This is a genomic window from Streptomyces sp. RKAG290 (genome assembly GCF_023701695.1).
In the GTDB taxonomy this organism is placed as follows: domain Bacteria; phylum Actinomycetota; class Actinomycetes; order Streptomycetales; family Streptomycetaceae; genus Streptomyces.
The window spans coordinates 5,376,559-5,389,450 of the sequence record NZ_JAJOZC010000001.1; the positions used below are offsets into that span (position 1 = coordinate 5,376,559).

Sequence of the window (12,892 nt, forward strand, 5' to 3'; positions counted from 1 at the left end):
GGTGCGGACGGTCGCGCCGAGGTCTCCCACCGTCGGGGGGCAGCTTGCGTACCGAGGTCCACCGACCGCCAAGGAGCAGCGATCCCATGCCCATCGATGCCGCAGCGGCGGTTGCCGCCGAACCCCGCCCGACCGCGATCAGCTGGGACCACAAGGACGTCCAGCTCTACCACCTGGGCCTCGGGGCGGGGACGGTCCCCGGCCGGCCCGACGCCGCCACCGACCCGGACGAGCTGCGCTACACCCTGGAGTCCCGGCTCCACGTCCTGCCGAGCTTCGCCACCGTCGCGGGCGCAGGCCTCGCGGTGGTCGGCGGGCTCTCGGCGCCCGGGATCGACGTCGATCTGGCCGCCGTGCTGCACGGCGGCCAGTCCGTGCGCCTGCACCGGCCGATTCCGGTGAAGGGAAACGCCGTCTCGACCTCCCGGGTCGCCGCGGTGTACGACAAGGGCAAGGCGGCGGTCCTCGTGCTGCGCACCGAGGCCGCCGACGAGGACGGCCCGCTGTGGACCAACGACTCGCAGATCTTCGTGCGCGGTGAGGGCGGCTTCGGCGGCGAGCGCGGGCCCTCGGAGCGGCTCGCCCTGCCCGACCGTGAGCCGGACCGGGTGGTGGAGCGGCCGGTGCGGGCGGACCAGGCCCTGCTCTACCGGCTCTCCGGGGACTGGAACCCGCTGCACGCCGACCCCGAGTTCGCCAAGCTGGCCGGCTTCGACCGGCCGATCCTGCACGGTCTCTGCACCTACGGCATGACGCTCAAAGCGGTGACCGACACGCTGCTGGACGGCGATGTGGCCCGCATCGGCGCGTACCGCACCCGGTTCACCGGGGTCGTGTTCCCCGGCGAGACCCTCCGCATCCGGATGTGGGCCGGGGACGGCCGCGTCCAGGCCGTGGTGACGGCCGCCGAACGCGACGACGCTCCGGTCCTCGCCGACGCGCTCGTCGAGCACTCCTGATTTCCCGGACTTCCGACGCCAACTCCAAGAGACCACAGGCCCGTGAGGGGAGCCGCACCATGCGCGCAGCCGTACTGCACGAGATAGGCCAGGACAAGCTCGAAGTCCTCGACGACGTCGAGGCGGTGGGGTTCGGCCCCGGCAAGGTCAGGCTCCGGATCCGGGCCACCGGGCTGTGCCACTCCGACGTCTCCGCGATGAGCGGGGTGCTGCCGCAGCCCGCCCCCTTCATCCCCGGCCACGAGGGCGCCGGAGAGGTCGTCGACGTCGGTGACGGGGTGAGCGGGCTGAGCGCGGGGGACCGGGTACTGGTCTGCTGGCTGCCCGCGTGCGGGGAGTGTCCGTCCTGCCGGCGCGGCCAGACCCAGCTCTGCCTGGCCGGATTCATGAACGCGGGCACCCCCAACTTCAAGCGCCCCGGCGGCGATGTCTTCGGCTTCGCGGGCACCGGCACCTTCACCGAGGAGGTCGTCGTCGGCGCGGGCTGCGCGGTGCCGATCCCCGACGACGTGCCGTTCGAGATCGCCGCGCTGATCGGCTGCGGGGTCACCACCGGCCTCGGCGCGGCCATCAACACCGCGAAGGTGGAAGCCGGTTCGTCGGTCGCCGTGATCGGCTGCGGCGGTGTCGGCATCTCCACCATCCAGGGCGCCAGGGTGCAGGGAGCCGCCCAGATCGTCGCCGTGGACCCGGTGGCCTCCCGGCGCGAGGCGGCGCTGCGGTTCGGCGCGACCGAGGCGGTCTCACCCGACGAGTTCACCGACGCCAAGCAGCGGATCACCGCCGGCGAGGGCTTCGACTACGTCTTCGAGGTGGTCGGCAAGTCGGCCACGGCCCGCACGGCGTACGAGCACACCCGGCGCGGCGGCACCCTCTGCATCGTCGGCGCGGGCGCCATGGACGACAACTTCCAGGTCAACATGTTCGAGCTGTTCTTCGACGAGAAGCGGATCCTGCCCTCCATGTACGGGGGAGGGGACGTGCTCCGGTCGTACGAGCGGGCCATCGCGCTCTGGCGGGCCGGCCGCATCGACCTCGAATCGATGATCACCCACCGGGTGCGGCTCGACGGCATCAACGACGCCCTCGACCAGATGCGGACCGGCGAGTCGCTGCGCACCTGCATCGAACTCTGACCCGGCCTGATCCAGACGAAAGACCTTTCCCGAGAGGACCCCGGATCCGATGTCACTTCCCCTGGACGGACTGTCCGCGATCGTCACCGGCGCCGGCCGCGGCCTCGGGCGCGCCGAAGCGCTGGAGCTGGCGCGCCTCGGCGCGGCCGTCGTCGTCAACGACTACGGGCAGCCGGGCCGCGACGGCTCCGGCGAGGCGTCCGCCGCCCCTGCCGAGGAGGTCGCCGAGGAGATCCGGGCGGCCGGGGGGCGGGCCGTCGCGCACCTGGGTGACGTGTCCGACCACGAACAGGCCCGAGCCCTGGTGGAGCTGGCCGTCGAGACGTACGGCCGGCTGGACGTCCTGGTCAACAACGCGGGCATCCTGCGCGACCGGATGGTCTTCTCGATGACCGAGGACGAGTGGGACTCGGTGATACGGGTGCACCTCAAGGGCCACTTCAACACCACGCGCTTCGCCGCCGCCCACTGGCGGTCGAGGTCCAAGGAGGCCGGCGGCCCGGTCTACGGGCGGATCGTCAACACCTCATCGGAGGCGTTCCTGGCAGGTTCGGCGGGCCAGCCCAACTACGCGGCGGCCAAGGGCGGCATCGTCGGCCTGACCACTTCCACCGCACTGGCCCTGGCCAAGTACGGCGTCACCGCCAACGCCATCTGCCCGCGGGCCAGGACCCGGATGACCGAGGACGTCTTCGCCGGCTTCCAGGAGCCGCGGGACGGGCGGCTCGACGCACTCGCGCCCGAGCACGTCTCGCCGCTCGTCGGCTATCTGGCCTCCCCGGCGGCCGCCAAGGTCAACGGGCAGCTGCTCGTGGTGCACGGCGGGATGGTCGCCGTCGTCGAACGCCCCAGGGTGGCGGTGAAGTTCGACTCGTCGAAGGAGACGTTCTCCTTCGACGAGCTGGACGAGCTGATCTCCCCGTACTACGCGGACCGTCCGCCGAACGAGACGTTCGCGGCGGCGGAGGTGCTCGGCCTGAAGCGGGGCTGACCGCACTCCCGTGGCACAGAGGAAGGCCCCCGCAGCCGGCCGGCTGCGGGGGCCCTCCTCTCCCTCGTTGATTTACTGGGCGGTCAGGCCGCCCTGCTGCCCCCCTCGGAGTGGCGGCGGTGGCGGCCCTGCGGCTGAGCTGCCGAGTCGTCCGTCGCCACACCCCCTCGGTGCTTTCCTGAGCCGCCGGCTTCGGCCCGTTCCGCGTCCGCCCCCGGCGGACGCGTCTGGGTCGTGTCGGTTCGGGCTTCAGACATGTGGGAAGTCACCCCGTTGTGATCGCTTACGTTCTGTCTTCGGGGCCCTCACGCCACCGCCACCCGAGAACGGTCACCGTCGGCGACCGCAGCGCGCGCATGTGTGAGCCCCCGGTCCAACTCTAGTCAGGGGCCATGCGCCCCACGAGAGGCGCCTTCCCCAGTGGGACGGGTCTGCACACAGGAGGAGGCGCCACGGCAGCGGACGGTTGCATACCGCTTCCCGGGCAGCCGGGCGTGGCCTGTCCGGCGGCCCGTTCCACGTCGGCCGGTGCCTCCAGGTGCGCCACCGCGCAGGCCGTCTCTCCGTTGGCGTACGGAAGTCCGAGCACGCCGTCGCGGGACCAGAACCCACTGCCGGCCAGCCAGCCCTCGGGCGCGGCGAGGTGGTGCAGCCGGCGGCCCGCGGGACGCCACACCCCCACCCAGCTGCCCGCCGCCGCGTCGATCCGCAGGGCCACCGCGCAGCTCTCCGGCATGAGCATCTGCCCCGGCTGCACGGCGAACGGCGTCACCGCGGCGTCCGGCAGGCGCAGGCACTCAGGGAAGCGCACCGGCAGACAGCTGCCCAGCACCCCCCAGCCGATCCGGTCGTGCCCCGGCGCGTCCGAGCGGATCAGCAGGAGCCCGCTGTCCGGGTCGGCGAGCAGCAGCCGGTCATCGCTGTCCGGCGCGATCTGCAGCAGGGGCGTCATCTCGGCGCCCCTGCCCAGGTCCAGCGCCACCGCCTTCACCGGACCGCCCCCACCGGTTCGCGGTCCAGGGCCAGCAGCCGCCCCGCCCGGTCCAGCCAGACCCCGCCGGAGCAACGCCCCGGCAGATCCGCGATGTGCTCCGGCCCGAACGCGCCGCCCGCCACCAGCCAGAGCGCGGTGGAGTGCGCGCCGACGGACAGGGCGTACGCGCTGACACCGTCCGGCGACGGCGGGAGCAGGGTCAGCTCGGCGCATTCGACCGCGCCCAGCGGCAGTTCACCGGTGCCGGGGCCGGTCGGGTAGAGCAGCGAGAAGGCGTGCCGGTCCGCGACCCGGCGCCGGATCAGCACCCGCCCGTCGGCGAGCGGCAGCACCTGCGAGTCGGCCTCCTCCGGCTGGTCGAGGGGGAGCGGCACGGCGTAGGGCTCGGGTCCGTCCAGCGTCCAGCGCTCCGGGAACCAGGCCGGGCCGCTGTGGGCGCCCGCCTCGCCGGCTGCGGTGCGGGCCGTCGTGAGCCGCGCCGCGTACGCACCGTCCGCCGTCATCGTGAAGGGCGGCAGGACCGTTTCCGCACGGCCCGGCTCCGGCACCTCCACCGCCGTGTCGGGCGCGTCCCCCTCCGGATCCTCGGGCTCCTCGGCCCCGGCCGGCCCGTCCGGTCCGCCGGACCCCGAATCCACCGTCTCGCCGGTTTCGACCGCCTCCGCGGTCCCGTTCTCGATGGCACAGGCAGTCATCGACTCGTCACCTCCGGCAACCGAAGCTAGTTTTCGCACTTCCTGCCGAACAACACGAGACCCGTCACTTCACACATATGGGTGGCGATGCCCGGATTCACCTGAGAGAGCGGGGGTGCCTGTGCTTCGCGAGGAATGCGTGGCTGGGGAAGGCATTGCCAAGTGTTTCCTGTGTGACCCCGACCGGAGCAAGGCATGTACTCCGCGCCGACCTCGTGAAGTAACGATTCATGACCGCCGCCGGTCCGTCCCCATGGGGCGTGGCGGCCATGGTCTGCGGGGCACGGAGGGCAGGTAGCCTTTGCTCCGTGCCCCGTCTGTCTGAAGTCATCGCCGAGCTCGACGCCCTCTGGCCGCCCGAGCGGGCCGAAGGTTGGGACGCGGTCGGCACGGTCTGCGGTGATCCGGACGCCGAGGTGACCCGGGTGCTCTTCGCCGTCGACCCCGTCCAGGGCATCGCCGACGAGGCGCGGGAACTGGGCGCCCAGCTGATCGTCACCCACCACCCGCTCTATCTGCGCGGTACGACGACGGTCGCGGCCGGCACCTTCAAGGGCCGGGTCGTGCATACGCTGATCAAGCACGACATCGCACTGCACGTCGCCCACACCAACGCCGACTCCGCGGACCCCGGCGTCTCCGACGCCCTCGCCGGCGCCCTCGACCTGCGTGTCGAGCGGCCGCTCGTACCGGACCCGACGGACCCTGCGGGCCGCCGCGGCCTCGGCCGGATCTGCACGCTCGACCACCCGCAGACCCTCGGCGAGTTCGCCGCCCGCGCCGCCGCCCGGCTGCCCGCGACCGCGCAGGGCATCCGCCTCGCCGGCGACCCGGAAGCCCTCGTGCGCACCGTCGCGGTGAGCGGCGGATCGGGCGACGGCCTCTTCGACGCGGTGCGTGCCGCGGGCGTCGACGCCTTCCTCACCGCGGACCTGCGCCACCACCCGGCCTCCGAGGCCGTCCAGCACTCGCTGCTCGGCCTGGTCGATGCCGCACACTGGGCCACCGAATGGCCGTGGTGCGAACAGGCTGCGGCACAGCTCGACGCGATTTCCGACCGCCACGGATGGGACCTGCGGGTCCACGTCTCGAAGCAGGTCACCGACCCCTGGACCACCCACCACTCTTCTGGAGCCCCCAACTGAACGCCGCGCCCGCCGACCAGATCCGACTCCTCGACGTCCAGGCACTCGACCAGCGTCTCTCCCAGCTCGCGCACAAGCGCAAGTCCCTTCCCGAGCACGCCGAGATCGAGTCGCTCACGACCGACCTCGCCCAACTCCGCGACCTCCTCGTCGCCTCGACGACCGAGGAGAGCGACACCGCCCGCGAGCAGGTCAAGGCGGAGCAGGACGTCGACCAGGTGCGCCAGCGCGCCACCCGCGACCAGCAGCGGATGGACTCCGGCAGCGTCACCTCGTCCAAGGACCTGGAGAGCCTGCAGCGTGAGATCGTCTCGCTGGCCAAGCGGCAGGGTGACCTGGAGGACGTCGTCCTCGAGGTCATGGAGCGCCGGGAGTCCGCCCAGGAGCGGGTCACCGAGCTGACCGACCGGGTCTCCGCCGTCCAGGCCAAGGTCGACGACGCGACCGCCCGCCGGGACGCCGCGACCGGCGAGCTCGACGAGGAGACCGCGACGCTCACCAAGGAGCGCGACGTCGTCGCCGGTTCCGTCCCCGCCGACCTGCTCAAGCTGTACGACAAGCTCCGCGCCCAGCAGGGCGGGGTGGGCGCGGCCCGCCTCTACCAGCGCCGCTGCGAGGGCTGCCGGCTGGAGCTCAACATCACCGAGGTCAACGACGTGAAGGCAGCCTCCCGCGACACCGTGCTGCGCTGCGAGAACTGCCACCGCATCCTGGTCCGCACCGCGGACTCGGGCCTGTAGTGACGCAGCCGCGCCAGTTCGTCATCGAGGCCGACGGCGGCTCCCGGGGCAACCCGGGGCCCGCCGGGTACGGCGCGGTCGTCATCGACCCGGCGACGGGCGAGACCCTGGCGGAGGCCGCCGAGTACATCGGCGTCGCGACGAACAACGTCGCCGAGTACAAGGGGCTCATCGCGGGTCTGCGGGCGGCGAAGGCACTGGTGCCCGACGCCTCGGCCGGCGGCGGGCCGCGGGTGCACGTCCGGATGGACTCCAAGCTGGTCGTGGAGCAGATGTCGGGCCGCTGGAAGATCAAGCACCCGGACATGAAGCCGCTCGCGGCGGAGGCCGCCCGGATCCTTCCGGCGTCCGCCGTCACCTACGAGTGGATCCCGCGCGAGAAGAACAAGCACGCCGACCGGCTCGCGAACGAGGCGATGGACGCGGGCAAGCGGGGCAAGCAGTGGGAGCCGTCGTCCTCGACGGCCGCCCTCGACACCCCGAAGTCCTCGGTGGCCACCGCCCTGCCGCCGGTCTCCGGCCCGCCCGGTGACGCGGCGGCCGGTGCGGCGAGGGCCAGGGCGGCGCTGAACCGTCCGCAGCCGTCCGCCACGCCGCAGGTCGGCTGGGGCGTCGCCCCCGACCTGGGCGCACCCGCCACCTTCGTCCTGCTGCGGCACGGCGAGACCGCCCTCACCCCCGAGAAGCGTTTCTCCGGGAGCGGCGGCACCGACCCCGAGCTCTCCGCGACCGGCCGCCGGCAGGCCGAGTGCGCCGCCGAGGCCTTCGCCGCCCGCGGGACGGTGCAGGAGATCGTCAGCTCCCCGCTGCGCCGCTGCCGCGAGACGGCAGGCGCGGTGGCGGCCCGGCTGGGCCTGGAGGTCCGGATCGAGGAGGGCCTGCGCGAGACGGACTTCGGTGCCTGGGAGGGGCTGACGTTCGGCGAGGTCAGGGAGCGTCACGGCGCCGATCTGGATGCCTGGCTCGCCTCCGCGAAGGCGACCCCCACCGGCGGCGGCGAATCCTTCGCCGAGGTCGCCCGCCGCGTCGCGGCCACCCGCGACCGGCTCATTTCCCACTACGCCGGCCGCACGGTCCTGGTCGTCACCCACGTCACGCCCATCAAGACCCTGGTCCGGCTGGCGCTGGGCGCACCGCCCGAGTCGCTGTTCCGGATGGAGCTCTCGGCCGCATCCGTGTCGGCAGTGGCCTACTACGCGGACGGCAACGCCTCGGTGCGGCTGCTGAACGACACGTCGCACCTGCGCTAGCCGCGTCCCACCTGCGTCGGCCACGTCCCGCCCGCGTCACCCGCCGGCCGGCTGCGGACAGCAAACGGCCCCATCGGCCGGGGGGAAGTCCGATGGGGCCGTTGCGGTTCCGGCAGGCCGGGGGATTGCCTGCCGGAACCCGGGTCACCCGGAGTGCGGGTCACGTCCTCGAAAGGTCTCGTGCCCCGTCCGCCGGGGAGCATGCACACGAATCCAGACGTTTTTCGCCGCCTGGCCGTGCTCAGTCGCGCAGTGCCGCCGCCTCGGCCGCCAGTCGCTCCACCCGGGCCCAGTCCCCGGCCGCCACCGCGTCGCCGGGCACCATCCAGCTGCCGCCCACGCAGCCGACGTTCGGCAGGGCCAGGTAGGAGGGTGCCGAGGCGAGCGAGATGCCGCCCGTCGGGCAGAACCGCGCCTGGGGGAGCGGCGCGGACAGGGCCTTCAGATAGGCCGTGCCGCCCGCCGCCTCGGCCGGGAAGAACTTCATCTCGGTGACCCCGCGCTCCAGCAGCGCGACCACCTCGGACGTCGTCGAGACGCCCGGCAGGAACGGCACCCCCGACGCCTTCATCGCGTCCAGCAGGGTGTCCGTCCAGCCGGGGCTGACCAGGAACCGGGCTCCCGCGGCCACGGTGTCGGAGACGTTCCGCACGGAGATCACCGTGCCGGCGCCGACCACCGCGTCCGGCACCTCCGCCGCGATGGCCTTGATCGCATCCAGGGCCGCGGCGGTCCGCAGGGTCACCTCGATCGCCGGAAGCCCGCCCGCGACCAGGGCCCGCGCGAGCGGCACCGCGTCGGCCGCGTTCTCCAGCACGACTACGGGCACGACGGGGGCAAGGTCCAGCACGGAGGAGGTCATGCCCTCATCCTGCCGCGAAGACCGCACTCCACGCAACGAGCGTTGCATATGATGCAACGCATCGGGTCATGGTCAGTGATCGCCGGAAGATCTCCCGTGGGTCCCCCGTGATCAGTGGATCTCCGTCACGACAACATCCAGCTCCCACGGCCGTCCGGCGCGGGCGGGCGGCTCGGCCTCCACCACGTACCCGAGGTCCCGCAGGGCCGTCACCAGCTCCGCGGGCCCCTTCGGCCGGGCGTCCGCCTGCAGCAGATCGCGGACGATCCGGCCCTTCGTCGCCTTGTTGAAGTGGCTGACCACCGACCGCTTCTCCACCCCGTCCACCAGCTGGGAGTGCAGCACCCGCACGTTCGCCGTGCGCTCCGCGACCTCACCCTTCGGCCGCCACGCCGCCGCGTACGCGGACGACCGCAGATCCAGCACCGGCCCGTCCCCGGCCGCCTCCGGCATGACCTGCGCCATCGGCGTGCGCCAGAACGCGCCGAGAGCTCCCGTCCCCGGCAGCTTCACCCCCATCGAGCAGCGGTACGAAGGAATCCGGTCGCCCACCCGCACCGCGCCCCACAGCCCGGAGAAGACCAGCAGCGACTTCCCGGCCCGCCGGCGGGCGGCCGTGTCCAGGGACGCGAGATCCAGTGCGTCGTAGAGCACCCCGGTGTAGATCTCCCCGGCCGGACGCGTGCCCGCGGTCCGCAGTTCGACGTTCTTGGCGATCTCGCCGCGCAGCCCTTCGCTCAGCCCCAGCACCACACGGGCCTTCTCCTCGTCCGCCACGGACAGCTCGACGAGCGCGTCCAGCACGGTGGCCCGCGCCTCGGCCAGACCCGGCAGCGACAGCGACTCGGGCTTCAGGGGTGCTCCGCGCCCCGAGGCGGCCTTACCTTCGGAGGGCGGCAACAGCACGAGCACGGCGGTTCTCCTTCGTACGCACGGAAAGGGGCGACCGGTGTTGCGGACCGGTCCACGGAGCCCGGCGGTGTCGCCCGGATCCGTCAAAACCCCTCGCGCCAGCGTACGGGGAAGCGCCGCCCCCGCCCTCCGCCACCCGGGATGCCGCCCGCCCCGCCCGGTCATACGCTCGGTCCATGCCCCGCCGCCATCTGCACCTGACCGACGCAGCCGAGAACCCGCTGCGGGCGGCCCTGCGCGGGCTGCGCACCGCACTCGAACTGCCCGGTGACTTCCCGCCCGACGTGCTCGCCGAAGCGGCCGACGTGGCGAGCAGCCCGGTGGTGTCCGGACACGAGGACGCCACGGATCTGCCGTTCCTCACCATCGACCCGCCCGCCTCGACCGACCTCGACCAGGCGATGCACCTCGAACGCCGGGGCCACGGCTACCGCGTGCACTACGCCATCGCCGACGTGGCCGCATTCGTCCGCCCCGGCGGCGCACTCGACACCGAGGCGCACCGCCGGGTGACGACCCTCTACTTCCCTGACGGCAAGGTGCCGCTGCACCCCACCTCGCTCTCCGAGGGCGCCGCCAGCCTCCTCCCCGGGCAGACCCGGCCCGCGGTGCTGTGGCAGATCGACCTCGACGCCGAGGGCGCCGCCGTCGCCACCCGGGTGCGCCGGGCCCTCGTACGCAGCCGCGCCAAGCTCGACTACGCGGACGTGCAGCACCGGATCGACGCCGGCACCGCCGAGGAGCCCCTGGCGCTGCTCAAGGACATCGGCACGCTCCGCGAGGAGCAGGAGGTCGCCCGCGGCGGCATCTCCCTCAACGTGCCCGAGCAGGAGATCGTCCAGCGCGACGGCGGCTACGGCCTGGAGTACCGCGCCCCGCTGCCCGCCGACAGCTGGAACGCCCAGATCTCCCTGCTCACCGGCACGGCCGCGGCCCGGCTGATGACCGAGGCCGGCACCGGAATCCTGCGCACGCTGCCGGTCGCCCCGGACGGCGCCGTGGCCCGGCTCCGGCTCTCCGCCCAGGCGCTGCACATCGACTGGCCGCACCACGTCCCGTACGCGCAGATCGTGCGCTCCCTCGACCCGGGGAAGACCAACCACGCGGCTTTCCTGCAGGACTGCACCACCCTGCTGCGCGGCGCCGGGTACACCGTCTTCGAGAACGGCGAACTGCCCACCCCCGCCGTCCACGCCGCCGTCGCCGACCTCTACACGCACTGCACCGCTCCGCTGCGCCGCCTCGTCGACCGGTACGCGGCCGAACTGTGCCTCGCCGCCGTCGCGGACCGGGAGCCGCCCGAGTGGGTCCTGGCCGCGCTCCCCGCCCTGCCGAAGGAGATGGCGGACGGCACCCGGCGCGCCAACACGGTGGAGCGCGAGTGTGTGGACCTGGTCGAGGCCGCGCTGCTCAAGGACCGGATCGGCGCGGTCTTCGACGCGTACGTGGTGGACGTGAAGGAGCAGGAACCGACCACCGGCACCATCCACATCGACGACCCGGCGGTCGTCGCCCGGATCGAGGGCGGCTCCACGAGGCTGCCCCTCGGGGAGCGGTTGCGGGTCCGGCTCACCCAGGCAGATCCGGGAACGGCGAAGGTGCTGTTCGCCCCCGCGTGAGCGCGGCGACGACGGCCCCCGGATCATCGGCGTGGAAGCGCACCACCCGCGCCTGCCCGCGCCCCCCGAGCGGCCGCACGAAGCAGAGAGGCGCGGTCAGTTCCACGGCCACCGTTGTCTGGCTGCCCACCGCGAGATCGAGCACCCCGTCCGCGTGCAGCTGGATCAGCCCGCCTTCGGGGAAGCGCCGCTCCACCCGCACGGCGGTGATCGCGGCAGCCGGGACCCGCAGATCGAACAGCGCCCCGTAGCGGATCCGCAGCGACCCGTCCACGCCCACCACATGCGGCCGGGTCACGCACGACGCATGCAGGGCGAGCACCAGAAGCACCCCGTACACATCCAGAACGAGCATGATCCGGTGCACGGCCGGCCAGGGGATCAGCAGCGCCAGCATCACCGTCTCCACCACGGAGACGAAGAGCAGGCCGTACATCATCGCGGTCTGCGGCCCCGTGTACGGGACGGCCAGAGCTCCGCGCGGCACGGCGTGCCGCCGCCGCAGCAGCCACAGCCCCAGGCTGTGCATCGCCCGCACCTCGTGTGCGAGGAGGCGGCGCACCCTCTCCGGCACGACGGCACGCAGCGCGGTACCCAACGACTCCCGCCGTCCCGAACCACCTTGCCGTCCCGCGCGCCAGAGCCGTCCCAGCACGACGGCCTCCAGCACGAACGCGGCCAGGACCGCTCCCTCGGCGCCGATCAGTGCGGCAGCCGGTATCCGCACCCCGGCCAACAGGCATACACCCAAAGCCAGTTCGGCAGGCACCACCCCCGCGGCCACGAGCCGCGCGCCCCGCACTCCCTTCATGACGTCTGCCTCCCGTTCCGCTTCCGTACGGTCAGTGCCGCCATCAGCCGGCGCACCACTTCCGCCTGCGCGGGCGAGTAGGCCGCCAGCAGGGCCTCGCCGAAGCCCGTCATCACCGGGCCCTCTGCCGGAATCGCCGCCAGCACCTCGGCCGGGACCAGACCGGCCATCCGGCCGGCCAGTGCTTCGACCCGCGGGTCGTCCACGGCTGCCGCCGCGAGCTCGTCCAGCTCTTCGTACAGTCCGAGCACGGCCGGATCGCCGACCAGCGGCCGCATCGCGGCGTAGATCTCGCCGGTCCCGCCGCCACCGGCCGTGTCCAGCAGCGTCAGGTGCTCACGGTCCTTGGCGGCGGCCGGGGAATCGGTGACGGGCATGGCGGCCAACAGCTCGGCCAGCGCGGGCGACACCGGCTCCGCCCCGGTCACCGGCCCGTCCACCAGCTTGGCCAGTCGCAGCCGCCGCTCCCGGATCTCCTGCTCCTGCCGGGCCAGATCGGCATCCAGCTCACGCAGTACGTCAGCGAGCCGGCGCCCGGCGTCACCGGCGAGGACGCCCCGCACCTCGTCCAGGCCGAGCCCGAGCTCGGTGAGCCGCCGGATCCTGGCCAGCAGCACGGCGTCACGCACGCTGTAGGAGCGGTAGCCGTTGGCCTTGCGTGCGGGTTCGGCCAGCAGACCGATGTGGTGGTAGTGGCGTACGGCCCGGGGGGTCACCCCGACCAGTGCGGCGATCTCTCCGATGCGCATGACCTCAGTAGAAACCCTGACGCTGCGGC

11 protein-coding genes and 1 pseudogene are annotated in these 12,892 nt (G+C 73.1%); 7 read left to right on the top strand and 5 right to left on the bottom strand.

What is annotated here, in order from left to right:
* The first annotated feature begins 86 nt into the window (after positions 1-86).
* The 3 genes from LNW71_RS23700 to LNW71_RS23710 are packed head-to-tail and all read left to right on the top strand — an operon-like array spanning position 87 to position 3,086.
* Positions 87-959: a MaoC/PaaZ C-terminal domain-containing protein gene (locus LNW71_RS23700; protein WP_250970069.1), complete on the top strand. Its 873-nt coding sequence runs from the start codon at positions 87-89 to the stop codon at positions 957-959.
* A gap of 59 nt (positions 960-1,018) precedes the next feature.
* Entirely contained in the window at positions 1,019-2,095 is a 1,077-nt protein-coding gene (locus LNW71_RS23705) for a Zn-dependent alcohol dehydrogenase (protein WP_250970070.1), read from the top strand.
* Between the two features lie 49 nt (positions 2,096-2,144).
* Positions 2,145-3,086 carry a 3-oxoacyl-ACP reductase gene (locus LNW71_RS23710; RefSeq protein WP_250970071.1) on the top strand — a complete coding sequence of 314 codons (942 nt, stop codon included), beginning with the start codon at positions 2,145-2,147 and terminating at the stop codon, positions 3,084-3,086.
* 379 nt (positions 3,087-3,465) lie between these two features.
* On the opposite strand, the pseudogene LNW71_RS23715 reads toward LNW71_RS23710, so the two are convergent.
* Positions 3,466-4,775: pseudogene (locus LNW71_RS23715) on the bottom strand (hypothetical protein).
* A gap of 308 nt (positions 4,776-5,083) precedes the next feature.
* Here LNW71_RS23715 and LNW71_RS23720 point away from each other — a divergent pair.
* Genes LNW71_RS23720 through LNW71_RS23730 form a run of 3 tightly spaced genes read left to right on the top strand, consistent with a single transcriptional unit; the run spans position 5,084 to position 7,910 of the window.
* On the top strand, positions 5,084-5,920 hold the full coding sequence (locus tag LNW71_RS23720; protein ID WP_250970072.1) for a Nif3-like dinuclear metal center hexameric protein: 837 nt from the start codon (positions 5,084-5,086) through the stop codon (positions 5,918-5,920).
* A complete protein-coding gene (locus tag LNW71_RS23725) occupies positions 5,917-6,660 on the top strand; it encodes a zinc ribbon domain-containing protein (protein WP_250972122.1) in 744 nt (247 codons plus the stop codon). Before LNW71_RS23720 ends, LNW71_RS23725 begins: the two co-directional genes overlap by 4 nt.
* Positions 6,660-7,910: a bifunctional RNase H/acid phosphatase gene (locus LNW71_RS23730; RefSeq protein WP_250970073.1), complete on the top strand. Its 1,251-nt coding sequence runs from the start codon at positions 6,660-6,662 to the stop codon at positions 7,908-7,910. Before LNW71_RS23725 ends, LNW71_RS23730 begins: the two co-directional genes overlap by 1 nt.
* 241 nt (positions 7,911-8,151) lie before the next feature.
* Here LNW71_RS23730 and eda read toward each other — a convergent pair whose 3' ends face one another.
* The gene (eda, locus tag LNW71_RS23735; protein WP_250970074.1) at positions 8,152-8,772 is read right to left on the bottom strand and encodes a bifunctional 4-hydroxy-2-oxoglutarate aldolase/2-dehydro-3-deoxy-phosphogluconate aldolase; all 621 of its coding nucleotides are present in this window, start codon (positions 8,770-8,772) and stop codon (positions 8,152-8,154) included.
* A gap of 111 nt (positions 8,773-8,883) precedes the next feature.
* Positions 8,884-9,684 (bottom strand): peroxide stress protein YaaA, encoded by an 801-nt coding sequence (gene yaaA, locus LNW71_RS23740; protein WP_250970075.1) that lies wholly within the window; start codon positions 9,682-9,684, stop codon positions 8,884-8,886.
* 176 nt (positions 9,685-9,860) lie between these two features.
* Between yaaA and LNW71_RS23745 the strand changes: the two genes are divergently transcribed.
* Positions 9,861-11,303: an RNB domain-containing ribonuclease gene (locus LNW71_RS23745; protein WP_250970076.1), complete on the top strand. Its 1,443-nt coding sequence runs from the start codon at positions 9,861-9,863 to the stop codon at positions 11,301-11,303.
* Here LNW71_RS23745 and LNW71_RS23750 read toward each other — a convergent pair.
* Together LNW71_RS23750 and LNW71_RS23755 are read right to left on the bottom strand one after the other, a co-directional pair.
* Positions 11,254-12,114 (bottom strand): hypothetical protein, encoded by an 861-nt coding sequence (locus LNW71_RS23750; protein ID WP_250970077.1) that lies wholly within the window; start codon positions 12,112-12,114, stop codon positions 11,254-11,256. The genes LNW71_RS23745 and LNW71_RS23750 overlap by 50 nt on opposite strands.
* Entirely contained in the window at positions 12,111-12,863 is a 753-nt protein-coding gene (locus LNW71_RS23755; protein ID WP_250970078.1) for a MerR family transcriptional regulator, read from the bottom strand. The genes LNW71_RS23750 and LNW71_RS23755 overlap by 4 nt, the downstream gene beginning before the upstream one ends.
* Between the last annotated feature and the right edge of the window lie 29 nt (positions 12,864-12,892).